At 42.6% G+C, this 24012-nt stretch carries 24 protein-coding genes; 2 read left to right on the forward strand and 22 right to left on the reverse strand.

Features of this window, described 5'->3' with window-relative positions:
- Positions 1 to 6: 6 nt before the first annotated feature.
- From racE to BLT29_RS07910, 4 genes are all read right to left on the reverse strand, one after another.
- Positions 7 to 861: a glutamate racemase gene (racE, locus tag BLT29_RS07895; protein WP_090775776.1), complete on the reverse strand. Its 855-nt coding sequence runs from the start codon at positions 859 to 861 to the stop codon at positions 7 to 9.
- Positions 862 to 875: 14 nt separating this feature from the next.
- Positions 876 to 1346 carry a MarR family winged helix-turn-helix transcriptional regulator gene (locus BLT29_RS07900; protein ID WP_090775777.1) on the reverse strand — a complete coding sequence of 157 codons (471 nt, stop codon included), beginning with the start codon at positions 1344 to 1346 and terminating at the stop codon, positions 876 to 878.
- A gap of 185 nt (positions 1347 to 1531) precedes the next feature.
- Positions 1532 to 3259: a phosphoenolpyruvate--protein phosphotransferase gene (ptsP, locus tag BLT29_RS07905; protein ID WP_090775778.1), complete on the reverse strand. Its 1728-nt coding sequence runs from the start codon at positions 3257 to 3259 to the stop codon at positions 1532 to 1534.
- 3 nt (positions 3260 to 3262) lie between these two features.
- The gene (locus tag BLT29_RS07910; protein WP_090775779.1) at positions 3263 to 3526 is read right to left on the reverse strand and encodes a phosphocarrier protein HPr; all 264 of its coding nucleotides are present in this window, start codon (positions 3524 to 3526) and stop codon (positions 3263 to 3265) included.
- A gap of 368 nt (positions 3527 to 3894) precedes the next feature.
- Between BLT29_RS07910 and BLT29_RS07915 the strand changes: the two genes are divergently transcribed.
- Positions 3895 to 4119: a helix-turn-helix domain-containing protein gene (locus BLT29_RS07915; RefSeq protein WP_090775780.1), complete on the forward strand. Its 225-nt coding sequence runs from the start codon at positions 3895 to 3897 to the stop codon at positions 4117 to 4119.
- Positions 4120 to 4174: 55 nt separating this feature from the next.
- On the opposite strand, the gene BLT29_RS07920 is transcribed toward BLT29_RS07915, so the two are convergent.
- The 5 genes from BLT29_RS07920 to BLT29_RS07940 form a co-directional block, all read right to left on the reverse strand.
- Entirely contained in the window at positions 4175 to 4621 is a 447-nt protein-coding gene (locus tag BLT29_RS07920; RefSeq protein ID WP_090775781.1) for an acyl-CoA thioesterase, read from the reverse strand.
- A gap of 65 nt (positions 4622 to 4686) precedes the next feature.
- Complete coding sequence (gene sdhB, locus BLT29_RS07925) at positions 4687 to 5439, reverse strand: succinate dehydrogenase iron-sulfur subunit (RefSeq protein ID WP_090775782.1); 753 nt, start codon at positions 5437 to 5439, stop codon at positions 4687 to 4689.
- A 2-nt stretch (positions 5440 to 5441) separates the two neighbouring features.
- Positions 5442 to 7205, reverse strand: coding sequence for a succinate dehydrogenase flavoprotein subunit (sdhA, locus tag BLT29_RS07930; protein ID WP_090775783.1), 1764 nt, complete (start codon positions 7203 to 7205; stop codon positions 5442 to 5444).
- Positions 7206 to 7241: 36 nt separating this feature from the next.
- Positions 7242 to 7850 (reverse strand): succinate dehydrogenase cytochrome b558 subunit, encoded by a 609-nt coding sequence (locus BLT29_RS07935; RefSeq protein WP_090775784.1) that lies wholly within the window; start codon positions 7848 to 7850, stop codon positions 7242 to 7244.
- Positions 7851 to 8085: 235 nt separating this feature from the next.
- Positions 8086 to 9441: a TrkH family potassium uptake protein gene (locus BLT29_RS07940; protein ID WP_090775785.1), complete on the reverse strand. Its 1356-nt coding sequence runs from the start codon at positions 9439 to 9441 to the stop codon at positions 8086 to 8088.
- A 287-nt stretch (positions 9442 to 9728) separates the two neighbouring features.
- Here BLT29_RS07940 and BLT29_RS07945 point away from each other — a divergent pair, with 287 nt between their 5' ends.
- Entirely contained in the window at positions 9729 to 10133 is a 405-nt protein-coding gene (locus BLT29_RS07945; protein ID WP_090775786.1) for a DUF2507 domain-containing protein, read from the forward strand.
- Between the two features lie 63 nt (positions 10134 to 10196).
- Here the strand turns inward: BLT29_RS07945 and uvrC are convergent, their stop codons facing one another.
- The 13 genes from uvrC to BLT29_RS08010 all read right to left on the reverse strand — a co-directional run bounded on the left by uvrC (position 10197) and on the right by BLT29_RS08010 (position 23950).
- The gene (gene uvrC / locus BLT29_RS07950; protein WP_090775787.1) at positions 10197 to 11975 is read right to left on the reverse strand and encodes an excinuclease ABC subunit UvrC; all 1779 of its coding nucleotides are present in this window, start codon (positions 11973 to 11975) and stop codon (positions 10197 to 10199) included.
- Positions 11976 to 12037: 62 nt separating this feature from the next.
- A complete protein-coding gene (gene trxA, locus BLT29_RS07955; RefSeq protein ID WP_090775788.1) occupies positions 12038 to 12352 on the reverse strand; it encodes a thioredoxin in 315 nt (104 codons plus the stop codon).
- 234 nt (positions 12353 to 12586) lie between these two features.
- On the reverse strand, positions 12587 to 12877 hold the full coding sequence (locus tag BLT29_RS07960; protein ID WP_090775789.1) for a G protein-coupled receptor family protein: 291 nt from the start codon (positions 12875 to 12877) through the stop codon (positions 12587 to 12589).
- Positions 12878 to 13002: 125 nt separating this feature from the next.
- Positions 13003 to 13986 carry an electron transfer flavoprotein subunit alpha/FixB family protein gene (locus BLT29_RS07965; RefSeq protein ID WP_090775790.1) on the reverse strand — a complete coding sequence of 328 codons (984 nt, stop codon included), beginning with the start codon at positions 13984 to 13986 and terminating at the stop codon, positions 13003 to 13005.
- Positions 13987 to 13999: 13 nt separating this feature from the next.
- A complete protein-coding gene (locus BLT29_RS07970) occupies positions 14000 to 14770 on the reverse strand; it encodes an electron transfer flavoprotein subunit beta/FixA family protein (protein WP_090775791.1) in 771 nt (256 codons plus the stop codon).
- Positions 14771 to 14800: 30 nt separating this feature from the next.
- A complete protein-coding gene (locus tag BLT29_RS07975) occupies positions 14801 to 15571 on the reverse strand; it encodes an enoyl-CoA hydratase (protein WP_090775792.1) in 771 nt (256 codons plus the stop codon).
- A 66-nt stretch (positions 15572 to 15637) separates the two neighbouring features.
- Positions 15638 to 16231 carry a fatty acid metabolism transcriptional regulator FadR gene (gene fadR, locus BLT29_RS07980; protein WP_090775793.1) on the reverse strand — a complete coding sequence of 198 codons (594 nt, stop codon included), beginning with the start codon at positions 16229 to 16231 and terminating at the stop codon, positions 15638 to 15640.
- A 262-nt stretch (positions 16232 to 16493) separates the two neighbouring features.
- The gene (locus BLT29_RS07985) at positions 16494 to 18194 is read right to left on the reverse strand and encodes a long-chain-fatty-acid--CoA ligase (protein WP_090775794.1); all 1701 of its coding nucleotides are present in this window, start codon (positions 18192 to 18194) and stop codon (positions 16494 to 16496) included.
- Positions 18195 to 18519: 325 nt separating this feature from the next.
- The gene (locus BLT29_RS07990; RefSeq protein ID WP_090775830.1) at positions 18520 to 18933 is read right to left on the reverse strand and encodes a DUF350 domain-containing protein; all 414 of its coding nucleotides are present in this window, start codon (positions 18931 to 18933) and stop codon (positions 18520 to 18522) included.
- A gap of 40 nt (positions 18934 to 18973) precedes the next feature.
- Positions 18974 to 21334, reverse strand: coding sequence for an endonuclease MutS2 (locus tag BLT29_RS07995; protein WP_176763866.1), 2361 nt, complete (start codon positions 21332 to 21334; stop codon positions 18974 to 18976).
- Between the two features lie 42 nt (positions 21335 to 21376).
- Positions 21377 to 23095: a DNA polymerase/3'-5' exonuclease PolX gene (polX, locus tag BLT29_RS08000; RefSeq protein WP_090775796.1), complete on the reverse strand. Its 1719-nt coding sequence runs from the start codon at positions 23093 to 23095 to the stop codon at positions 21377 to 21379.
- 77 nt (positions 23096 to 23172) lie between these two features.
- Entirely contained in the window at positions 23173 to 23712 is a 540-nt protein-coding gene (locus tag BLT29_RS08005) for a CvpA family protein (RefSeq protein WP_090775797.1), read from the reverse strand.
- Positions 23705 to 23950: a cell division protein ZapA gene (locus BLT29_RS08010; protein ID WP_090775798.1), complete on the reverse strand. Its 246-nt coding sequence runs from the start codon at positions 23948 to 23950 to the stop codon at positions 23705 to 23707. Before BLT29_RS08010 ends, BLT29_RS08005 begins: the two co-directional genes overlap by 8 nt.
- Between the last annotated feature and the right edge of the window lie 62 nt (positions 23951 to 24012).

The raw sequence follows: 24012 nt of genomic DNA on the forward strand, positions 1-24012 counted from the left end.
AAAAGACTATGAACATAATCCTTTTCCTACAATAGAATGATCATATGTATCTGCCGGTAGACGAGACGCTAAATCAACTTCAACAACAAGCCCTGTCTCTACATGCAGTGATTGAGCGGCAAGTTGCTTAAATTGAGCTGCATCACCCGTTGTGTAAAAGCGGTAAGTAGGCATCACGTCTCCTTGTTGCGCTTGATTATAGTGGAACAACAAGCTGCTCACTTCCCGTGCTGTTTCCTTTGCAGATGAAATGATTTTCACATGTGGTGGTAAACACGACGCAATCACAGATGTTAATAGCGGATAGTGCGTACACCCTAAGATCAATGTGTCAAATGTCGTTGTTTGTAACGGTGCAAGTGATTGTTTGACAACTGCCAACGCTTCGGGGCCAGTCACAATTCCTTGCTCTACAAGCGGAACAAACAGCGGACAAGCTAAGCTTTCGACCACAACATCTCCTTTAATCGCAGTCAGCGCAACTGTGTACGCGCCGCTATCAATCGTGCCCGATGTGCCGATGACTGCAATTTCACCGCGCTCGCTTGCTTGGATCGCACTAATTGCACCCGGACGAATCACACCGACAACAGGAATAGATAATTTATTTCGGGCTTCCTCTAATACAACTGCCGTTGCTGTATTACAGGCAATCACAATCATCTTCACATCTGCTTCCAATAAGCGGTCAATCATTTGCCAAGTGAATCTCCTGACTTCTTCTCTCGATCTTGGACCGTAGGGGCACCTAGCCGAATCTCCGATATACACAATGCTCTCTTTTGATAGTTGCCTAATAATTTCCGTTGCAACCGTAAGTCCCCCAATACCCGAATCAATGATGCCTATTGGCTTATTCATGCTTTATCTCTCCTCTATTGTTCCGAACGCGCCGCACGTTTTTCCTTCATCGTTTTTAAAAGCACATGCAAATTTGCTTCTAATAAATCAACTTGGTCACAGCTAAAATCAGTTAACATCTCCGCCAAGTATTGCTGTCGTTTTACAATCACTTCTTGGATAATTGTTTGACCTTTTTCGAGTAAATGAATACGAACAACACGTCGGTCCTTTTCATCTTTCACACGAGAGACTAGACCATTCCTCTCCATACGGTCTACTAAATCTGTCGTTGTGCTGCACGCCAGATGAATACGGGTCGACAATTCACCGATGGTCATATCACCATATTCATTTAACCACTGTAACGCCACAAACTGTGGTGGTGTAATGGGGAAATGAGCGAGGATTTCGCGCCCTTTTTGCTTCACTAAGTCGGATATTTTACGTAAAGACCGTTCAATATCGGCAAATTGATGTTCATTTCTTTGCTCATGCGTGTTCATCAAATTCAATCCTTTCAGAGAAGCAATGGCACTTACATCGACGTTTGTCCCCGCTAATCTTTATATTTCTATCTACACACCATACCTATTATAAACTATTTTACCTAATATGCCGCCCATTCAGCAACACCTTTTTCCGCTAAAAAAACAAGCGCTGCAAGAACGCTTGTTTTTTTATGATACCTTTACCTTGTCGCCTGGCCATACTTGGCCTGCACAAGTTGTTTTACTTCTTCTGCTATACCTTTCCTTAAGGCTTCCAGAGCGAGCGGCACTGCTTCGGATCTTTTGATTGATGCCAGTTGACTCCGTGCTGGTAAAATAGACGTCGCACTCATACTTAGTTCATCTAAACCTAATCCTAACAACAACGGAATCGCTGTTTCATCTCCAGCCATTTCTCCGCACATCCCAACCCATTTTCCATGCTTATGTGCTGCTTCTGCAACCATTTGGACAAGACGCAAAACTGCCGGATGGTACGGTTGATACAAATAAGCAACACGCTCATTCATTCGATCCGCTGCTAACGTATACTGAATTAAATCGTTTGTACCAATGCTAAAGAAATCGACTTCCTGAGCGAATTGTTCAGCCGCAACCGCTGTAGAAGGGATTTCAACCATAATACCAACTTCCATTTCATCGGACGTGTCAATGCCTTCGCTCGTTAAGCGCGCTTTCTCATCTTCCAGCAAGTGTTTTGCTGCACGCAATTCTTCCAATGTCGCGATCATTGGAAACATCACTTTTAAGTTACCGAAGACACTTGCTCTAAGTAATGCCCGCAATTGCGTTCTGAAGATATCTTCGCGTTCTAAACATAATCGAATGGCCCGAAAGCCTAAAAATGGATTTAATTCCTCGGGTAAATTTAAATAAGACAATTCTTTATCTCCACCGATGTCAAGCGTACGAATGACAACTGGCTTCCCTTCCATACGTTCCACAACTTCTTTATACGCTGCAAATTGCTCTTCCTCGCTTGGCAACTCACTTCGGTCCATATAGAGGAACTCAGTACGGTACAAACCAATGCCTTCAGCACCGTTTTGTAATACTCCTTCTAAGTCTTTTGGTGTTCCAATATTTGCCGCAAGCTCAATATGGTGATGATCCTGTGTCATTGTTTTTTTCGTCGCCAACTTTGCCCATTCGGCTTTTTGTTTCTGAAAATCTGCTTGCTTCTCACGATACAACGTTAATTCTTCCTCTGTTGGATCTACAATAACCACACCACTTACACCATCAACAATAATCATCATCCCATTTTCAACTTTGTCAGTAATCATTTTTGTCCCAACAACAGCAGGGATTTCAAGTGAACGAGACATAATCGCTGAATGAGACGTCCGTCCCCCTATGTTCGTGGCAAAGCCTTTAATGACTGCCGGGTTTAATTGTGCCGTATCAGATGGAGTTAAGTCATGCGCAATAATGACTGTATCTTCTCTAATATCCGCAAGAGAAGACATGTCAATGCCTAATAAATGACGTAACACGCGCCTAGAGACGTCGCGAATATCACTTGCTCGCTCACGCATATAATCATTGTCCATATTCTCAAACATCGCAACAAACATCGCTGCAACGTTATCCAGCGCATACGCAGCAGTCACTCTATCCGTCTCAATTTTAGACTTTGTTGCCTCCACAAACTCAGGATCACTTAACACGAGTAAATGCGCTGCAAAAATTTCTGCTTTTTCCTCGCCCAGCTCCTGACGGGTTTTTTCTTGAATATGTGCTAACTCACCACGTGCCTTATCAAGTGCTTTATCCAAGTGAGCACATTCCTCGCTTGGATGATTTGTTGTTTTCTCTTTGATCGTTAGGTCGGGCTCTTTGTACACAAAAGCCTTGGCAATTGCCACACCTGTCGATGCAGCAATTCCGTTTAACAAGTCGCCCATCTGCTACTCTCCCAGCCCTTCTTGAATCACTTTCTCGATTGCAGCAAGTGCTTCCTCTGCATCGCTACCTTCAGCTTTAATTGTTACGTCAGCACCTTTGCCAACACCAAGTGACATGACGCCCATAATTGACTTTAAATTCACAGTCTTTCCTTTGTAAGACAACGTGAGCTCAGATGCGTATTGTCCTGCTTTATTGACGAGTTGCGTGGCTGGCCGCGCATGAATACCTGTTTCTGATGTAATATGAAATGTTTTTTCTGCCATATGAGATTCCTCTTTTCTCTTAGCTTTTCTTAAATCTAAAATGAACAACACGACGGATATAGCGCCTCTTATGTTTATCTCCAGAATTCCCCATCAGGCACAATTCTATCCATATGGTCAACGAATGCTTCTCCAACTGGAAATGAAACAACGTCATTATAGCATGACGCTTTTCACCTTTCAACATAGAATGACATATCAGGAATAATATGTTTGACTGTCATGTGAAATAAACAAATGTTGGGAAGAAAATTCCTCTGAAATCGCCTATTCACACCTCTCTCCCTCTACACATATACTGTGGTGACTAAAGCCTTTTAGGTCATATTTCAGACCAGCTCTTGGCCCGGCATGAAGGAGTGAACATATTGAAAGGAGCAGACTTCGAAAACAAACCCTTACTAACGAGAAGGGAACGCGAAGTATTCGAACTACTCATCCAAGATCACACGACCAAAGAAATTGCCGATAAGCTTTTTATTAGCGAGAAAACCGTTCGCAACCATATATCTAATACAATGCAGAAGCTGGGAGTTAAGGGGCGCTCTCAAGCCGTCATCGAATTGATACGACTAGGCGAATTGCAAATTTAAAGCATGAAAGCCTGCAAAAAACGCAGGCTTTTTTCGGTGTAATTTTAATTTTTTACTATAGTGCTTGTAATGCTGCCAGACTTGTTTCTCCTATTGGACGTGCTCTGCCTGTGTTTACATCAACTTGCACTAAAGTTCCCCGTCCAGTTAAACAGACCTCTCCATTATTTAATCCAACATAATGCACATCGAACGACGATGTTCCAAGTTTGTCAACCTTTACCCCGATCTCAATTGTGTCCCCGTACTTCATTTGCGCAATATAATCACATTGCAAATCCGCTGTCACAATCATCGTTTCCATTGGTTTTTTTAGCCATTGCTTCATTAAACCATGGCGCTCAAAAAATTGGAGCCTTGCCTGTTCAAAATAGACAAAAGCAACGGTATTGTTCACATGACCGAATGCATCTGTCTCTGAAAAACGAACATGGATCGGCGTAAAAAATTGAAATGAGTCGCGCCATGTATCCAAATCATGAATATACGCTGGTATCTTCATCTACATTTCCCCCTAAAAAACAAGCTGTCTCTATCGTCAAAATGAGACAGAGACAGCCTTGATGATTACTCACTACCAAAGAAATTCTTGAATGACTGTAATGCCGTTGCCCGATTTAAAGCAGCAATCGACGTCGTCAGCGGGATACCTTTTGGACACGACTGCACACAATTTTGTGAGTTTCCGCAGTCTGCCAGTCCACCCTCTGTCATAATTTCTTTTAACCGTTCTTCTTTATTCATTTCACCTGTTGGGTGCGCATTAAACAAGCGTACCTGTGAAAGTGCGGCAGGACCAATGAAATCAGATTTAGAATTAACATTTGGACATGATTCTAAACAGACACCGCATGTCATACATTTTGACAGCTCATACGCCCATTGACGGCGCTTTTCAGCCATGCGCGGACCGGGACCGAGGTCATATGTCCCGTCAATTGGAATCCACGCTTTTACCTTTTTAAGTGAATCAAACATGCGACGACGATCAACGATTAAGTCACGTACAACCGGAAATGTTTTCATTGGTTCAAGACGAATCGGTTGTGTTAATTTATCCACTAATGCTGTACATGATTGCCGTGGTTTGCCGTTAATGACCATGGAACATGCGCCGCACACTTCTTCTAAACAGTTCATATCCCAAGCAACCGGTGTGGTTTTTTCGCCACGCGCATTGACAGGGTTCCGACGTATCTCCATTAAGCAAGAAATCACATTGGCATTTGGACGATACGGCAACTTAAATTCTTCTTCATACGTGTTGCCATCCGGACCATCTTGCCGGGTAATTAAAAACGTAATTGTTTTTTCGCTCATTCTTAATTCGCTCCTTGCTTTTTCTGTGAGTAGTCTCGTTTACGAGGCTTGATCAACGATGTATCGACTTCCTCATATGCAAAGTCAGGACTTGCAGTTTGTGGGTTGTACGTTGCTTTTGTCGTCTTTAAGAACTTCTCGTCATTACGCTCTGGGAAATCAGGCTTATAATGAGCGCCCCTGCTCTCATCACGGTGGTACGCACCAAGCGTCATCACGCGTGCTAAGCTCATCATCCCACTTAATTGCCGTGTAAATGACGCACCTTGATTCGACCAGCGCGCCGTATCATGGATATTGATGTTATTGTAGCGTTCCATGAGCTCCTGAATTTTTTCGTCCGTCTTCAGTAGCTTGTCATTATAACGAACCACTGTCACGTTGTCTGTCATCCACTCACCCAGCTCTTTGTGTAAGACATAGGCATTTTCCGTACCATCCATCTGTAAAATTGACTCATATATGTCTTGTTCTTTCTTCATCTCGTTCTCAAATAATGTAGAAGAAAGCCCCTCTACAGTTGTTTGCAGCCCTTGTGCGTATTCAACGGCTTTTGGACCGGCTACCATACCACCATAAATGGCTGACAACAACGAATTTGCACCTAACCGGTTCGCACCATGTTGAGAGTAATCACATTCTCCAGCAGCAAACAAGCCTGGAATATTCGTCATTTGATCGTAATCGACCCACAAACCACCCATTGAATAATGCACAGCAGGAAAGATTTTCATTGGGACTTTTCGTGGATCATCACCCATAAATTTCTCATAAATTTCAATGATCCCACCGAGCTTAATATCAAGTTCTTTCGGATCTTTATGTGAAAGGTCAAGATAAACCATGTTCTCGCCGTTTATGCCAAGCCCATCATTCACACATACGTGGAAAATTTCACGTGTTGCAATATCACGCGGAACCAAGTTTCCATACGCCGGATATTTTTCCTCAAGGAAATACCATGGCTTACCGTCTTTATATGTCCAGACACGTCCACCTTCACCCCGAGCCGATTCACTCATGAGGCGTAGTTTATCATCGCCTGGAATTGCTGTCGGGTGAATTTGAATAAACTCTCCGTTCGCATACGCAGCACCTTGTTCATACAACTTCGCAGCTGCATAACCGGTATTAATGACCGAGTTTGTTGACTTTCCAAAAATAATTCCTGGACCACCAGTAGCCATAATGACTGCATCAGCTGGGAAACTCTTGATCTCAGATGAATGTAGTTCTTGTGCTGTAATCCCGCGACACACACCACCATCATCAACAATCGCCGATAAAAACTCCCATCCTTCGTACTTCGTTACAAGTCCTTGTACTTCAAAACGACGGACCTGCTCATCCAAAGCATAAAGCAGCTGTTGTCCTGTTGTTGCACCAGCAAACGCGGTCCGGTGATATTGTGTACCACCAAAACGACGGAAGTCAAGTAATCCTTCTGCTGTTCGGTTAAACATTACGCCCATTCGATCCATCAAATGGATGATACCCGGTGCAGCTTCACACATGGCTTTTACTGGTGGCTGATTTGCCAAAAAGTCGCCACCGTATACGGTATCATCAAAATGCTCATAAGGTGAGTCACCCTCACCTTTCGTATTCACAGCGCCGTTCATTCCACCTTGTGCACATACTGAATGCGAGCGCTTTACTGGCACAAGTGAAAATAAATTGACTGGCACGCCTTGTTCAGCGATCTTAATCGTTGCCATTAAACCGGCTAAACCACCACCGACAACAGCAATTGTTCCTTTACTCATTCAATACACTCCCTAACCGTTAGCAAAACTTAGATTTTAAATAAACGCAAACGTTGCAGCAAGCCCGATATACGTCAGGACGATAAACACAATAAGTGAAACGTACGTCATGACTTGTTGTGAGCGAGGTGACACCGTGATCCCCCAAGAGACTGCAAAAGACCACAGACCATTGGCAAAGTGGAACGTCGCTGAGACGACGCCAGCAATATAGAAAGCAAGCATGTATGGACTTGATAAAATATCTGCCATCATATTGTAATTTACTTCGGCACCAAGCGCGGCTTGTAAACGTGTCTGATACACATGCCAAGCAATAAAAATAAGTAAAAACACACCTGTAAAGCGTTGAATACGGAACATCCAATTCCGGAAAAAACCAAAACGGGCAGTGTTATTCTTCGCTTGGAAAGCAATATACACCCCATAAACACCATGAAAAATAATTGGAATGAAAATAACAAACAACTCTAGTGCATAACGAAATGGCAGATTCTCCATAAAATGTGCTGCTTGTTGGAATGCATCAGGTCCCCTTGTTGCAAAGTGATTGACGATAAAGTGTTGAATCAAGAAAATCCCAATTGGAATCACCCCTAATAAGGAATGAATCCTACGATTAAAATACGCGCGATCTACAGCCATACATGTTTTCCCTCCACTATCATTTTACTTCGATCAGATGCAGACAATGTTCATCTATGTTCCTCTAGTGATCAATAGGCCGAACCTCCTGCTATGTAATCATGTGTCAAAATAACCTCTGTGAAAATTGGTTGAACACGTCCATTTTACTCTCCTTAAAATGCCTCGTCAAGAAAACGGATTCAATTTACCGCGAATTTCATAAAAAAAGAGGAAAGAGCACGAAACTCCCCCTCTAACCGATAATGATTCTCTCTGTCGGGTATTGAAAATGGCTTTGTTGTTCTTTTTTACGAAGAGAGAATAATAACGCGACAATCCCAACACGCCCCATAAACATAAGCATCATCAATATCGCTTGGCTAGGCAGCGTCAATTCTGGTGTAATGCCAGTTGAAAGACCACACGTCCCAAAGGCTGATGTCGTTTCGACAATCATGGCCATTAACGGGATTCCATTGCCTTGTTCAAAAAAACTAATCAAAATCAATGACACAATTAAAAGCATTACAGAAATCGTTAACACCATAAATGCCTTATCTTGATCGTCTTTATGTATTTGTCTACCAAATACTTTCACTTCACGTCGCCCAAGCGCAAAGTTTTTCACCGTTAACACCATGACAGCAAGTGTTGTCGTTCTAATGCCACCTCCGACACTAGAAGGACTTGCGCCAATGACCATCAACCCCGACATGAGCAACAAAGTTGGGAAGGCGAAGGCATTTAAGTCAAGTGTAGAAAGTCCAGCACTTCTTGTTGTTGTAGATTGAAACAGCGCATGTAACCACTGATCGTACCAAGACATATTCGCAAAGGCCTCACGCGCTTCAAACAGCCAAATAGATAACGTGCCAACAACAAGTACAATCATGTACGTGGAAACCGTTAATTTTGTAAATAAACTAAAGCGGAAGCCTTTCCCACGTTTTGCGATATACTCACGACACTCGATCAAGACAGGAAAACCAATCGAACCCATAATAATCAATAAGATGGTAAATAATTGAACAAAATGGTCATTAACAAATGGAAGCAAAGACTGACCTGTCAAATCAAAACCTGCATTTGTAAATGCACTCAGCGCACCAAAAAACCCTTGTTTGTACGCTTCACCTACCGTATCAAAGTGTTTCAAATAATATGTTCCTAAAATAAGTCCACCAATAATCTCGATAATCATTGCTAACATGAGTAAGCTTTGCATTAACCGGACTAAACCGCTCATTTGGTTTTGAACCCGGTTCTGATCAACCATAATGAGCATACGTTGCGCCAGATTCACTTTCTTTCCTAAAATTAGCCACGTAAAGGTTCCTAACGTCATAATGCCAATCCCACCTAATTGAATGGCTAACGCTAATACGATAATTCCCATGCCATTAAACGTATCTACTGCAGATATCGTCGCCAAGCCTGTTACACTTACTGCACTCACCGCAGTAAACAACGACTCCGTATAGGTCACCTGCACACCTTCTAAATGAAAAATCGGCAAATATAGAAGTACACTAAACAAAAGCATTGCAGCTAAATACGAAACGACAATGAGTTGAAAGGGATTCCACGCATGTACTTTTGGTTTTTTCATTCCCCACCTCGCTGTTGAATGTCATATTGGAGGTTAGAAGTTGGACATTCACATTTCTCAAATCTTCCTAATCCCATCTAGTATATCACCCGAACTCATCATTTACTACCATCCTTTTTCAAAGAAAAACAATAGCTGACAAAATCAATATCGCACGGTAAGATAGTAAAGAAGAGACCTGAGCCGTTAATACGGACACAATAGAAAATGGAATACACAGGAAACATCCTACACATGAATATCGTTCATGTAACTGAGATCTGTATTCCGGAATTTGAGGTGTGACTATGAACAACGTAGAGGAACAACAATTCGCTTACAACTTAATTCGCAATGATGTGCTGCGACACATACTTGGAAAAGAACATGATGCGCTCCTTTATTGGACAGGCAAAGCGCTTGCACGTACACACTCCCTCCCGTCACAAGAAGCATTACCTGACTTTTTTCGGCAAGCACAGTGGGGAACCCTTCAACTTATTAAACAGAAAAGAAACGAATACACCTATTTGCTTGAAGGTGAATGGATGGGAAAAGACGATACGCGCTGTTATCAACTTGAAGCTGGTTTTCTAGCAGAACAATTTGAAAGATGGCTTGAGCATACAGTCATTGTTCATTGCACGATTAAAAAGAAAAGCACGATGTTCACTGTTCACATAGACAAAAGTGAAACGCTACTCATTGATTAATACATTTTAGGGTGCAACGCTCGCACTTTCCGATCTCGTGACCCGAGACAAAAGGTACCCACTCTATTCATCTTCTTTATCTAATTTTGCAACAATTGCTTCTGCTACTTTCTGTGGGACATATTGCTGCAAGTCCACAATTGTAGCTTGTTTCATCTTTGCAATTGATCCGTACGCTTTCAACAATGTACGCTTCCGTTTCTCACCGACACCAGGAATGTCATCTAAAACAGAACGAAAGAACTGTTTTGAACGAGTATTGCGATGAAATGTCACTGCAAACCTATGCACTTCATCTTGAATACGCTGTAACAAATAAAACACTGGCTGATCTCGCTCCAGCGGGATCACGACCGGTGGTGTCCCCATAAGCAGCTGCGATGTTCGATGCTTATCGTCTTTGGCTAGACCACAAATCGGGATGTGTAAGCCTAATTCATCTTCAATTACTTCTGTTGCAACATTTATATGACCTACCCCGCCATCGACAATGATTAAATCTGGGAGAGGACCTTCCTCCTTTAATAAACGGACGTAACGACGCCTTAACACTTCACGCATCGCTTCATAATCATCTGGACCATCTAATGTCTTAATTTTATATTTCCGGTACGCTTTTTTCTCAGGTTTGCCATTAATAAATGTGACCATTGCTGATACAGGGTCAACACCTTGAATATGCGCATGGTCAAATGCTTCAATGCGATACGGAATAGGAATGCCAAGTACCTCACCAAGACGTTCCACCGCTTGCATCGTCCGCTCCTCATCACGCTCAATTAGAGCAAATTTTTCACGTAACGCAATCACTGCATTTTCCTCTGCTAAATCAAGTAACGCCTTTTTCTGTCCACGTTGCGGCTGATAGACGCGCACCTCAAGTAACTCAGCTAATATGTCAGCATCAACATCTTTAGATACAAGCACTTCTTTTGGTCTCAAGTAATTCTTCTCTAAATAAAACTGAGCAATAAATGTTAGTAATTCCTCTGCTGGCTCTTGATAAATGGGAAAGATTGATACATCTCGTTCAATAAGACGCCCTTGCCGAATAAAAAAAACTTGAATGCACATCCATCCTTTGTCATACGTATACCCAAATACGTCCCGGTCTGTTTGGTCATTGAACGCCATTTTTTGCTTCTCGATCACTTGATCCATTTGGGCAATTGTATCACGTAAATCTTTTGCCCGTTCAAAATCAAGTGCTTCTGATGCTTCAAGCATTTTCTTCGTCAGTGTTTTCTTCACTTCTGCATGTCCACTTTTTAAAAAGCGAGTAATTTCTTGCACCATTTTCCCATTTTGCTGATCGGTCACTTCATATACACATGGTGCCAAACATTGGTTGATATGATAGTATAAACAGACTTTGTTCGGCATCTTGTTACACTTACGCAATGGATATAGACGATCGAGCAGTCTCTTTGTCTCATTAGCAGCGCCCGCATTTGGATAAGGTCCAAAGTATTTCCCACCATCTTTTTTCACTTGACGGGTGATAAGCAATCGCGGATGTTTTTCATTTGTCACTTTAATATATGGATACGTCTTGTCATCTTTTAATAAGACGTTATACTTTGGCTCATGTTTTTTAATCAACGTCAACTCTAAAATGAGTGCTTCAATGTTGCTTGATGTTACAATGTATTCGAAATCTGTAATCTCTGCCACAAGACGCTGCGTTTTTCGATCATGACTCCCTGTAAAATAAGAACGCACACGCTGTCGCAATGCTTTTGCTTTCCCAACATAAATGATCGTTCCGTGACGATCTTTCATCAAATAACAGCCTGGTTGCACAGGAACGAGTGCAACTTTCCCTTTTATTGTCTCGTTCATTTAATCCTCCCTCCCTGCGTGATGAAAAATCCGCCCCTCTGAAAGAAAGGCGGATGAAGCATTTACAAATGTTTATTGACCAATTCAGCTAGCGCTTCTTTCGGTTGAAAGCCGACAGCTTTATCCACAACTTCACCATTTTTTAGCACAATCAATGTTGGGATACTCATCACACCAAACTTTCCAGGTGTTTCTTGGTTTTGATCAATATCTACCTTGACAATCTTTGCCCGTTCTCCAAGCTCTGCTTCTAACTCATCTAACACAGGTGCAATCATTTTACACGGGCCACACCAAGTTGCCCAAAAATCAACGAGAACAACCCCATCTTTCGTTTCTTCAGTAAAAGTTTGATCTGTTGCATTAACAATTGCCATTTTTTATATCCCCTTTCATTGCTCCACATCCGTTGGCTCCAGACCTCATGATCAAAGACCTTCTGTTATACAAAGGGAGCACATTCAAATTGTTTACGGAAACCAACACTTCCTCTTTAGTATATCACCGTTATTCGAGGAAAGGAAAGAAAGTTGCTCACGGCACCTCCATACAATTTAAATTACCCATCCAACGGAGTCTTAAACAAACAAGGGGGACTTCAACGTGATTAATTATTGGTCTTTAGAGGCTTCCACCATAAGAAAGGTTGCTGTTAAGATGTGTAAAATCATTCCGACAATAGGAATCCAACCAATTGTTGAGGCGACAATTCCTAAAACATGTCCTGTTTTTGCGCGCGCTTCCTTTACAGCAAAAACTAGCCCGATAATATGTAGCACGAGCATCAACGCAAGCGGCGTGTAATACATGCCAATTATGAACAAACCACCTATGAGCGGAATTCCTAAAAATGCTTCCATACCACCGAATATCCACTTCATTTTTCTACTATGCATGTTCATTCCCCTTTCACACCTATCAACCTTTTGTCCACACAGTTTATGCGCTTAAATGGGTTGATATGATGAAAAGAGAACGAAAAAGATGCGGAAGTGTATCGATACACCCGCATCATTTTTACAATAATTTAATTGCTCACAAGCACCGCTTTCAGCTCTTCTGTCAACAACGGTACAATATCAAATAAATCTCCCACAATGCCATAGTCCGCAATCTCAAAAATCGGTGCTTCTGGATCTTTATTAATTGCAACAATGACTTTTGAGTTAGACATGCCGGCTAAATGCTGAATTGCGCCCGACAAACCGATGGCAAAGTATAAATCAGGTGTCACAACTTTACCTGTTTGACCGATTTGCAATGAGTAATCACAGTATTCAGCGTCACATGCACCACGCGATGCCCCAACTGCTGCGCCAAGTACATCAGCTAGTTCTTGTAAAGGTTTAAATCCGTCTGCACTTTTCACACCGCGTCCACCAGCAACAATGACATTCGCTTCAGACAAGTCAACGCCGCCTGTTGCTTTTTGCACCACTTCTTTCACAACTGCGCGCAAGTCAGTAATATCAACAGACATCACTTCTACTTCTCCCGTTGCCGACTCATCTTTTTCTCCAGCCACAATGTTATTCGGACGAATGGTCACGATCAATGCGCCATCCTCAGCGGCAGGTTGCTTTTTCTCGAATGCTTTCCCTGAATAAATTGGGCGAATCATAATTGGTGCCTCATCGCCTTCAAGCGCAATGACATCAGAAATCAGTGCAGCATCAAGTTTCACTGCTAGTCGTGGTGACACGTCTTTTCCGATTGACGTATGTCCAAGTACAACAACTTCTGGCTTTTCTTTATCAAATACTTGCAAATAAGCTTGTTTATATGCATCTGTCGTATAATGTTTTAATTGTGCGTCCTCTACAGCAATCACACGGTCAACACCATAAGCAAATAGTTCACCTGCTAGTGATTGTACAGATTCACCAGCCACAACTCCGACGAGTTCTCCACCGTTAGACAGCTGTTTTGCTGCTGCGATTGCTTCAAATGAAACGTTGCGCAACTCTCCGTTTTTTACTTCTGCTAAAACGATCGTCTTTTTCGCTGACATGAAAAGGCCCTCCTTAAAGTACTTTCGCTTCCGTTTTTAATAGTGAGACGAGTTCTTTCACTTGCTCCTCAGGGCTACCTTCTAACTTCTTGCCCGCTTGCTTTGCTGGTGGGAGAAACACTTCAATTGTCTTTGTTTTTGCTTCAACATCATCTTCATCTACATCTAAATCGTCTAAATCCAACGTTTCAAGCGGTTTTTTCTTCGCTTTCATAATCCCTGGTAATGAAGGATAACGTGGATCATTTAATCCTTGTTGCGCAGTAACAAGGAGCGGAAGCGATACTTCAACAGTTTCTTCGTCTCCTTCAACATCGCGGACAATCGTTGCTGTTTTTCCTTCAACTTTTAAACTTGTAATCGTTGTCACTTGGGCGATATCAAGTAACTCCGCAAGCCGCGGTCCTACTTGTCCTGACCCACCATCAACCGCAACATTTCCAGCTAAAATCATATCCACTTCTTTGTCTGCAAAATAAGCATGTAGGAGTGAAGCAGTCGTATACGGATCACTTTCTTCCACATCCTCACGGTCAATTAAAACCGCTTTATCGGCACCCATCGCAAGTGCTGTACGTAATTGCTTCTCTGCATCTTCTTCACCAACAGTGACAACCGTTACTTCACCACCGTGTTCGTCGCGCAATACGAGCGCTTCTTCAACCGCATATTCGTCGTAAGGATTAATGATAAATTCTGCGCCCTCTTCTTGCACGCTGCCGTTAGCGATGGTGATTTTTTCTTCTGTATCGAATGTGCGTTTTAAAATCACATAAATGTTCATTGCTAAATCCCTCCTAAAGTATCTTCATCATTATTTCCCTGTAAATACAGGCTTGCGTTTCTCTAAAAATGCGTTGACCCCTTCAACACGATCTTCCCGTGCAAACACATCACCAAAAGAAGCAATTTCTTCTGCCAATCCAACTGCCAAGTCACCTTCACTCATCTTTGCTAGTGTCAGTGTACGCGCAACAGTGAGTGGACTTTTCGCCGCAATGACTTGGGCGAGCTTGCGTGCCTCTTCTAGTAACATTGCTGGTTCACAAACGCGATTGACTAAGCCATACGCGTGTGCCTCAGTCCCAGTAATTGACTCACTCGTAAGCATGAGTTCTAACGCTTTTGATTGCCCGATGAGTCGTGGTAAGCGCTGCGTCCCTCCAAAACCAGGGATTAAACCGAGGTTTAGCTCCGGCAAACCAAACTTTGCATCATCTGCAGCAACACGCAAATGGCAAGCCATCGCTAGTTCCAAGCCACCACCAAGCGCAGCGCCATGAATTGCCGCGATGACTGGCTTCGGTGACTGCTCAATTTTATTAAATGTCTCTTGCCCTTTTTCTCCAAGCTTGGCGAACTCTTTTGCGTCAGCGACATCAATAAACTCTTTAATATCAGCCCCTGCTGCAAAAAAACGTCCTTCACCATGAATAACGACACATTTGATCGATTCATCTTTGTATACGGTTTCAAAATGGTCATCAAGCTCATCCATGACAGCTCGCGCAAGCGCATTTGCTGGTGGCCGGTTTAATGTAATCCAAGCAATCCCATCTTCTACTTTCCATGCTGTATATGACATCATGTCATCCTCCTTTCATATTCACCTTCAAGAAATTTGGAAACGAAAGCATCATCAAAGACCATACTATGTGGCTTTACCTACCAAACCGTCCAGCAACATTTTTTGCACTTTCTCGGTTTGTTTCGCAAGAGAGAACTTCCCTTCTGCCATCACCCAGTTTGAGACGACTTCATCCAATGTTCCAAATACCATTTGGCGAGCGAGCAAACGATCTAGTTCTGAAGAAAATAGACCACTATCTTTGCCCTCTTGAATTAATTCGTCTAGAAGTGACAAATATCCTTTTAATACATGATTAATCTTCAAACGCAACTCTGGCTTTGACTGTCTCAACTCTAATTGCGTCACGACTGCTAAATGAAAATCGGCTTCAAGTTGTGTAAAATGGGCATGCACAAGCACACGCAATTTCTCTTTCGCTGTTTGTTCTAAACCAATTTTCCTTCTACTTTCAGCCACAAAAGCGCCCATCTTTTCTTCAAACAAGGAAATTAAAATATCTTCTTTGTTCTTGAAGTACAAATAAATGGTGCCATCTGCGACCCCAGCTTCTTTTGCAATTTTTGCTACTTGCGCCTGGTGAAAACCGTATTTTGCAATGACGGTCACAGCCGCCTCAATAATCCGGTCATATTTTTGGCCCCGTTTTTTACTCAACTTCATCGCTCCTTAACACATATATGAATGAGTGTTCATTCATATATGTGTAGTATAATACGAGTGAGAGTAATTGTCAATGGGCAGTTGTCGCCTTGATTTATTTTTATTCATTGTTCGCGACCCTACTTAATCATTTTTTTCTCTAAAATTATGTGCAATAGCAATACTAGGATCTAACATTATATGTATCGCTGTTCAGCTCGACAAGTGTGTTTTTAGCCATTATTTTTCAGAAAGAAAAAAGGGCGCATCGCCCTTTTTATGCTTCTTTCTTTTCTGTTCCTTCTTTTTGATTCATCTCTTCCTCTATCAATGCCCGTTTCAAGATCTTGCCGACCAACGTTTTTGGCAATTCTTCGCGGAATTCATATAGACGTGGAATCTTAAAAGCAGCTAGGCTTTTGCGGCAATACGTTTCTAAATCCTTTTCTGTCACTTCCATCTCCGGTTTCAGTACGATGAATGCTTTCACCGTTTCACCACGGTATTCGTCAGGTACGCCAATAACTGCTGCTTCCATCACTGCAGGGTGGCTATACAACACTTCTTCTACTTCACGTGGATAAATATTAAAGCCACCAGCAATAATGAGCTCTTTTTGGCGATCGACAATGTAAACATAGCCTTCTTCATCCATCCGTCCCATATCGCCACTTCTAAACCATTCCCCGTGGAAAACTTGGGCTGTTGCCTCTGGGCGATTCCAGTATCCAGACATGACTTGAGGTCCTTTAATCCAAATTTCCCCCACTTCGCCAATGTCGGCTTCTCCGTCTTTTTCTACAGAATAAATCATCACTTCTGTATCTGGCCAAGGAATGCCTACACTACCTGGCTTCCGTTTGTCCCATACCGGGTTCGCACACGCAATGGGTGACGTTTCCGTTAGCCCGTACCCTTCAACAATACGACCTTTTGTAATTTCCTCAAACGTTTCTTGTACCTCTAATGGCAATGGTGCCGAGCCACTTAAACATGCTTTAATAGACGACAAATCGTACTTTCCAATATCAGGGTGATTAATTAATGCCACATACATCGTCGGCGCACCGGGGAATAATGTGATACGTTGCTTTTCAATCGTCTTTAATACTTCCTCTGGATTAAACTTCGGGACAAGTACCATTGCGGCACCTGTGAGGATCGATTGGTTCATCACCGCTGTCATCCCGTATACATGGAAAAATGGTAACGCACCAAGAATCCGCTCTTCAGATGGGTTCGTTTTATATAACCAAGCTTTTGATTGTTGCGTATTGACAACAAGGTTCCGATGGGTGAGCATGACGCCTTTTGCAGGACCGGTCGTTCCTCCCGTATACTGTAGCAACGCCAAGTCATCAATTTCAACAACCACATTGGCTTCTTCAACCTGACCTTCTTTAATCATTTGTGTAAAGCGTAACGTCCGCTCATCATACGTCACCTTCACTTTCGGCATGCCTTTCTTTTCTTGTACAAGCGGAAACAACAGGTTTTTAGGAAAAGGCAAATAATCTTTTATGCTTGTGACAATGACAGTTTCTACAGGTGTCTTACTACGCACATTACGTACCCTTGGCATAACAAGGTCTAGGCAAATCAATACTTTTGCACCAGAATCATTTAATTGATGCTCCAACTCACGCTCGACATAAAGTGGATTCGTTTGGACAACGACACCGCCTACCATTAATGTTGCGTAATAACCAATGACGGCTTGCGGGCAATTTGCTGACATGATTGCCACTCGGTCACCTTTTTTTACACCAAGCGCTTTCAATCTATTGGCAAAGCGTAATGTTTGCTCATACAGCGTTCCAAATGTCATTTTCTTTCCCAAAAAATGAACCGCTTCCTGATTCGGGTATTTTTCAGTCGTTCTTTTGAAAAACGCATGCATCGGCAACGCTTCATATTCCATTGACTCTTTCACTGATTCTGGATAATGAGCCACCCATCTCTTTTGTACAGACTCCATGATTCGCCTCCTTCAGTTCATAAAATCCTCTCGCAAAAAATGCTCCTCCCTTCTATTGTAATGTAATCGCTTACACAATTAAATAGGTTTTTTTGCTTTTTCCTAAAAAAAATGCACGATTTTCTCTTTATATTTACCGTATTGTATCTTTTATGTATTTATTTTCCTTATAAGTTAAAAACATGAACAAAAAACGCAAAGAGGCACCGTAAAACAGCGCCGCTCTTTTCAATAGAAAATCAAGAAAATCATTCCTGCCAGTAAGAAAATACCACAGCAGATATATAAAATTTTGATGAGCAAATTCATACTGTCCGCTCCTTTGTTATATACTCGCCAGTCCTGCGCTAACCACGTACGATAATCCAACCGAGACAACAAGCGCTATGAAACCAACTGCGCGGTTATCTTCTTGGATTTCATCATCAACGTTAAATCCGGGTGTTAAAAACTCAAACATAAAATAGCTAATTAATAGCAACAAAAAGCCGAATGCTCCCCACATGAGCGTCATAAGCAACGAATCAAAGTGTCGCACCGAATTTGCAAAAATGTTGGCAACACCAAAAATCTTTCCTCCTGTTGCCATCGCCACAGCGATATTGCCACGTTTAATTTCTGTCCAATTGTTATATTTTGTGACAGTCTCAAAGATGGCAAGAAAGACAACGAGTGCCAAAATCGTCACGCTATAAATTGCTACTGTATTTATCCACTCATTAGCCAGTAAATTCTCCAATGCATTCTTCAATACACTCTTCCTCTCTCATTCCATCACATTACATAAATTCAATCACAGTATTACCTAGTCCCCCTTCATTCATGCCACCATCTCGCGTTGTTTTAATGCGTGGATGTGCTGCAACCAATTTTTTTACACCTTTTCGAAGCGCGCCAGTACCGTGACCATGAATAATTGATACTTTGCTATAACCGGCCAGGAGCGCGTCATCAATGTATTTCTCTACGCGTCTCATTGCTTCTTCATAGCGCTCACCACGTAAATCAAGTTCCGGTGACACGTGCATGTTTGTGCGTTTAAGTGATGTTGTGCTCGCTGTATTTGTCTCTTTTTTGCTGCTCTTCAAAAGCTGCATATCATCTGTTGCAACGGACATCTTCATCATACCGAGCTGAACGAGGAACGTTTTGTCATCGACTTTCTTCACAATACTCCCGTTTTGGTTTAAACTTAACACTTTTACTTCATCACCCGGTTGTGGTGCTCGTTCCGTCATTTTCTCCATCTGTCCTTTTGATGTTGGCTTTTGTTGAGAGAGCTTCGGAGCTGCTTCTTCTAAGTGTTTACGTGCTTCAATAAGCTGATGGTCTTTCACAGCAGTCCCTTGCTTCTGTAAGTCCCGAAGTTCAGCAATGATCATTTCAGCTTCTTCCTTCGCTTCTGTAAGCGCCTGTGCTGCCTTTTTGTCTACTTCCTGTAAACGAAGCTGTTTTTCCCGCTCAAAACGAGCAAATTCTCGCGCTAGCTGCTTTTTTAATGTTTCTGCGTCCTGTTGCACAGCAAGCGCTTCTTCTCGTGCCTGCTCAACTTCCTTTTGCCGTTGTTCAAGTGACGCAATCATTCTTTCCACTTGACCCGCTTCACGCGTCATCTCAACTTTAGCTGCCGTAATAATTCCTTCATTCAATCCAAGTCGTTTAGAGATGGCAAATGCATTACTTCGCCCGGGTACACCGACAAGTAAGCGATACGTCGGACGCAACGTCTCCACATCAAATTCAACACTTGCATTCAACGCACCTGTCCGTTCGTAGGCATAGCCTTTCAACTCGCTATAATGCGTCGTTGCCACCGCAAGTGCACCGAGTCCATAAAGATGATCTAATATGGCCATGGCCAATGCCGCACCTTCTGTCGGGTCTGTACCAGCGCCGAGCTCATCTAGGAGGACGAGGCTTTGTTCATTCACTTGTTCAAGAATGGAAACGATGTTTTTCATATGGGAGGAGAAGGTGCTTAAACTTTGCTCAATTGATTGCTCGTCTCCAATGTCCGCAAAAATGTGCGCAAAGACCGCTAGTTCTGTTTCTTCTTCCGCTGGCACGTGTAATCCAGACTGGGCCATACAAGAAAGCAGCCCTATCGTTTTTAATGTCACTGTTTTACCGCCTGTATTCGGACCGGTGATGACGAGGGAGCGAATATCATTGCCAATCGCTACTTCAATGGGTACGACTTCGTCTGCGGATAAAAGTGGATGACGAGCTTGTTTTAAATGAATATATCCTTGGTCATTTAATTTTGGTTGGACTGCTCTTATTGCATTGGCGTACTGCGCTTTCGCCACGACAAAATCAATCTGCGCAAGCATCTCAAGATTTAACAACAATGACGCACCTTCAACGCCCACTTGATTTGAAAGGTCAGCTAAGATACGCTCGATTTCTCGCTTTTCCCGTGACTTTGCTTCTGTTAACTGATTGTTCAAAGAAACAATGACACCTGGTTCAATAAATAAGGTTGCGCCAGAGGCAGACTGGTCATGGACAATGCCTCCGAAAGACGAGCGATACTCTTGTTTAACCGGGATTACATAACGATCATTCCGAATTGTCACAAGTGCATCCGATAACATACTTCGTGATGACCTTGTAAATTGCTCTAATTTTGTCCGAATTGTTGTTTCAAACGTGCGGATTTGGGCGCGTACTGTTCGTAACGTCCCGCTCGCTTGGTCGAGTACATATCCGTGGTCATCAATACATTGCTTAATTGCTTGTTCTAACGGCGTTAATGGCACAATTTGTTCCACATATGCGCCTAGCAATGGTAACGACAGAAGCTCATCAGCAATGATGTTAGTAAAAAACTGTTTTGTCCGCTTCCCTCCGTATAAAGTGGCGGCGATTTCAGTCAACTCCGTCGCTGACAACCCTCCCCCGATCTGTGCCCGCTTCACATGAGCACCAATATCTGTAATTCCCCCTAAAGGGACAGCACCTTTTAATCGAAGCACATCAACAGCTTCAGCCGTCTCACGTTGCCACTCGATCACTTCGTCAATCTGACGAGAAGGTATAAGGGCTTCTACTTTCCTCCTCCCTAGAGAGGAAGCGACAAAACTTAATAATTGTTGCTTCATTTTGTCGTATTCTAATACGCGTTGTACGCGCTCCATCATTTAATATCCCCCCAACATATACTGCCGTTTTGTAAACGGTTATTTTCCTCGCAAAAGGATCTCCTGCCGGAATTTCTCAAAGCTCCATGTATTCAACACATTATCAGGGGTCAACATCGCCTTCCGCGCATATGCATAACCATAATCAACCACATCCAGACCTGACACCCGGTGTGCATCAGAGTTAATTGCAATTGGAACGCCTTGTAAAGCTGCTTGCTTCAACCATTTCACTTCTAAATCAAGCCGTCTTGGATTCGCATTGAGCTCAAGTACCTTCCCTGTCTCCTCGGCCCAATCAATTAATGTTCCCACATCGATGTCATAGCCAGGGCGCCGACCAATGAGCCGACCCATTGGATGCGCGATCAAGTGAACATACGGGTTTTCCATCGCCTGCCGCATACGGTACATGATGTCTGACCGGCTTTGTGAGAATCCTGAGTGAATAGAAGCAATGACAAAATCGATTTCTTTTAATACTTCATCTGGATAATCGAGTGTACCATTTGGCAAAATGTCCATTTCTACACCAGTCAATATGTGAATATCTGTGTATTGTTCATCTAAGCGACGAACCTTTTCATGTTGTTCTTGTAATTGCTTCGTGGATAATCCATGTGCAACTTTTAAAGATCGCGAATGATCTGTAATGGCAATGTGTGTATAACCTTTGGACCGTGCGGCTTCCACCATCTCCTCAATTGTATTCGCACCATCGCTCCAAACCGTATGCATATGTAAATCCGCTTTCGCATCACTCGCCCAAACATCAGTCTGACACTCGGCATAACGTGAAAAGGCAGACTCGTCCTCCCGTGCCTCAGGTGGCATATACGGCAAATTAAAGTGGGAAAAAAACGCTTGCTCATCCTGAAAAGTCATCGTTTCATTTGTCGCTACATTTGTTACGCCATACTCACTAATCTTTTCCCCTTGTTTCTTGGCAAGTTGCCGCATATAAATGTTGTGCGTCTTCGAGCCAGTGAAGTGATGGAGCGCTGTTGCAAATTCCGCGACAGTCACAAGCCTAAAATCAACAGAAATGACGCCACGCTCTAATTGAAGAGATACAGAAACTTTTGTTTCTCCTTGGGCAATAACATCCACTAAGTTAGACAATTGTAACAAATGTGTCCGAACAGTGTGCGGGTCGTCTGTCGCAATGACAAAATCAATATCTTTCACCATTTCTTGCATACGCCGCAAACTACCTGCGCGTGAGAATCGCGCCACTCCTGGCATCCTTTCTAACTGAACTTCAATTGTTGCTGCAACAGACAGTGCCACTTCGATTGGGAAACGGTCTGGTCCTTTTTGTTGCTCCTTGAGTACGGTAATAATTTTTTCCTCTGACTTTGCGCCAAACCCAGCTAGTAAACGGACTTTTCCTTGTTCGCATGCCGAAAGTAACGTTTTTTCATCTATCACACCTAATTCTCGGTACAGTTTGCCTATTTTTTTACCACCAAGCCCAGGTAATCGTAGCAAGGTAAGGAGGCTCTCTGGTAACGTTTCTGCAAGCGAAGTAAGCAGTGATGACGTTCCTGTCTCTTGCAGCTCTGTCAACACTTCAGCTGTCGCTTTGCCAATCCCATTTAACGTACTTACATCTTCAATCTCCCACAATGCTCGCACTTCACGCTCAAGTGCTTGTGCTGCTTTCCGATATGCGGCAATTTTAAATGGGTTTTCGCCTTTGATCTCGAGATAAAGCGCGATAAGCTCCAATACATGAATTGCTTGCTTTTTATCCATCCTTCTCACTCCTTGAGTCCGTGACCATACGATCCTATGACAAGAAAAACAGCTCGCTCCCTTGAGCGAGCCAATCGTTAAAAATTAAAATTCGTCCATAATGACTGGAGCCAGTCCGATAAATAAGGTGTGTGATAAACCATCCACTTCGCCACCGTCGATTGCTGCAGCGCCGTTTGTACACCATCAATCGGAACAACCGTCGCTACATAAACAACCACAAACGTAATTAAATAAAACTCTAGAAATCCTAAAATGCCACCAAGCAGTTTGTTGACTGTATGCAGAAACGGCAAGTGGGCAACAAAATCTAGCATTGACCCAATGATGTGTAAAATAATCTTTGTCCCAAAAAACAGCATGGCAAAAGCGATGGCCGCATAATAAATTCGCTCAGCCCCAAACGATTGAATGAGCATCCCAAATGTATTATCAGGAGAAAGCTCCGGATATGGGATGTATAGGCGAATTTTTTCTGCGAGTGCTGCATGATAACGGTAAGCAATGAATATCGCAACAAAAAAGCCTGCTAAATGAATAGACTGTAAAATAAATCCTCGGCGTCTCCCAATAAAAAAGCCAAAGATCAGTAGAAGTATTAATATTAAACTAACCATTTCTCTCTCCTTCTTGCTGACGCTTCAATTTTAAATAGTCATCTGCAATATTTAGAGCAGTAAGTACAGACAGTTTCGTTGTGTCTAAAGAAGGATTCCTCGTCTTGAGTTGTGCCATTTTATCATTTATATAAGTGGCAGCTTCTTGTACAGACGCTGGCTCTTCATGACTTACGACGTGATACACTTGTCCTTGAATATGAACTTTCGTTCGCTGTTTCTCAGCGTCGTTTGACATGAAAAAACCTCCTTTAACACTTCTTATCATACTCATAAACTGATGTTTATCATACCATGAAG

Source organism: Shouchella lonarensis (assembly GCF_900096965.1).
GTDB lineage: Bacteria > Bacillota > Bacilli > Bacillales > Bacillaceae_D > Shouchella > Shouchella lonarensis.

What these genes read in the sequence shown, in the direction of transcription:
- racE (WP_090775776.1), bottom strand. Translation starts at nt 861, where the DNA reads ATGAATAAGCCAATAGGCATCATTGATTCGGGTATTGGGGGACTTACG.
- BLT29_RS07900 (WP_090775777.1), bottom strand. Translation starts at nt 1,346, where the DNA reads ATGAACACGCATGAGCAAAGAAATGAACATCAATTTGCCGATATTGAA.
- ptsP (WP_090775778.1), bottom strand. Translation starts at nt 3,259, where the DNA reads ATGGGCGACTTGTTAAACGGAATTGCTGCATCGACAGGTGTGGCAATT.
- BLT29_RS07910 (WP_090775779.1), bottom strand. Translation starts at nt 3,526, where the DNA reads ATGGCAGAAAAAACATTTCATATTACATCAGAAACAGGTATTCATGCG.
- BLT29_RS07920 (WP_090775781.1), bottom strand. Translation starts at nt 4,621, where the DNA reads ATGAAGATACCAGCGTATATTCATGATTTGGATACATGGCGCGACTCA.
- sdhB (WP_090775782.1), bottom strand. Translation starts at nt 5,439, where the DNA reads ATGAGCGAAAAAACAATTACGTTTTTAATTACCCGGCAAGATGGTCCG.
- sdhA (WP_090775783.1), bottom strand. Translation starts at nt 7,205, where the DNA reads ATGAGTAAAGGAACAATTGCTGTTGTCGGTGGTGGTTTAGCCGGTTTA.
- BLT29_RS07935 (WP_090775784.1), bottom strand. Translation starts at nt 7,850, where the DNA reads ATGGCTGTAGATCGCGCGTATTTTAATCGTAGGATTCATTCCTTATTA.
- BLT29_RS07940 (WP_090775785.1), bottom strand. Translation starts at nt 9,441, where the DNA reads ATGAAAAAACCAAAAGTACATGCGTGGAATCCCTTTCAACTCATTGTC.
- BLT29_RS07945 (WP_090775786.1), top strand. Translation starts at nt 9,729, where the DNA reads ATGAACAACGTAGAGGAACAACAATTCGCTTACAACTTAATTCGCAAT.
- uvrC (WP_090775787.1), bottom strand. Translation starts at nt 11,975, where the DNA reads ATGAACGAGACAATAAAAGGGAAAGTTGCACTCGTTCCTGTGCAACCA.
- trxA (WP_090775788.1), bottom strand. Translation starts at nt 12,352, where the DNA reads ATGGCAATTGTTAATGCAACAGATCAAACTTTTACTGAAGAAACGAAA.
- BLT29_RS07960 (WP_090775789.1), bottom strand. Translation starts at nt 12,877, where the DNA reads ATGAACATGCATAGTAGAAAAATGAAGTGGATATTCGGTGGTATGGAA.
- BLT29_RS07965 (WP_090775790.1), bottom strand. Translation starts at nt 13,986, where the DNA reads ATGTCAGCGAAAAAGACGATCGTTTTAGCAGAAGTAAAAAACGGAGAG.
- BLT29_RS07970 (WP_090775791.1), bottom strand. Translation starts at nt 14,770, where the DNA reads ATGAACATTTATGTGATTTTAAAACGCACATTCGATACAGAAGAAAAA.
- BLT29_RS07975 (WP_090775792.1), bottom strand. Translation starts at nt 15,571, where the DNA reads ATGTCATATACAGCATGGAAAGTAGAAGATGGGATTGCTTGGATTACA.
- BLT29_RS07985 (WP_090775794.1), bottom strand. Translation starts at nt 18,194, where the DNA reads ATGGAGTCTGTACAAAAGAGATGGGTGGCTCATTATCCAGAATCAGTG.
- BLT29_RS07995 (WP_176763866.1), bottom strand. Translation starts at nt 21,334, where the DNA reads ATGGAGCGCGTACAACGCGTATTAGAATACGACAAAATGAAGCAACAA.
- polX (WP_090775796.1), bottom strand. Translation starts at nt 23,095, where the DNA reads ATGGATAAAAAGCAAGCAATTCATGTATTGGAGCTTATCGCGCTTTAT.
- BLT29_RS08005 (WP_090775797.1), bottom strand. Translation starts at nt 23,712, where the DNA reads ATGGTTAGTTTAATATTAATACTTCTACTGATCTTTGGCTTTTTTATT.
- BLT29_RS08010 (WP_090775798.1), bottom strand. Translation starts at nt 23,950, where the DNA reads ATGTCAAACGACGCTGAGAAACAGCGAACGAAAGTTCATATTCAAGGA.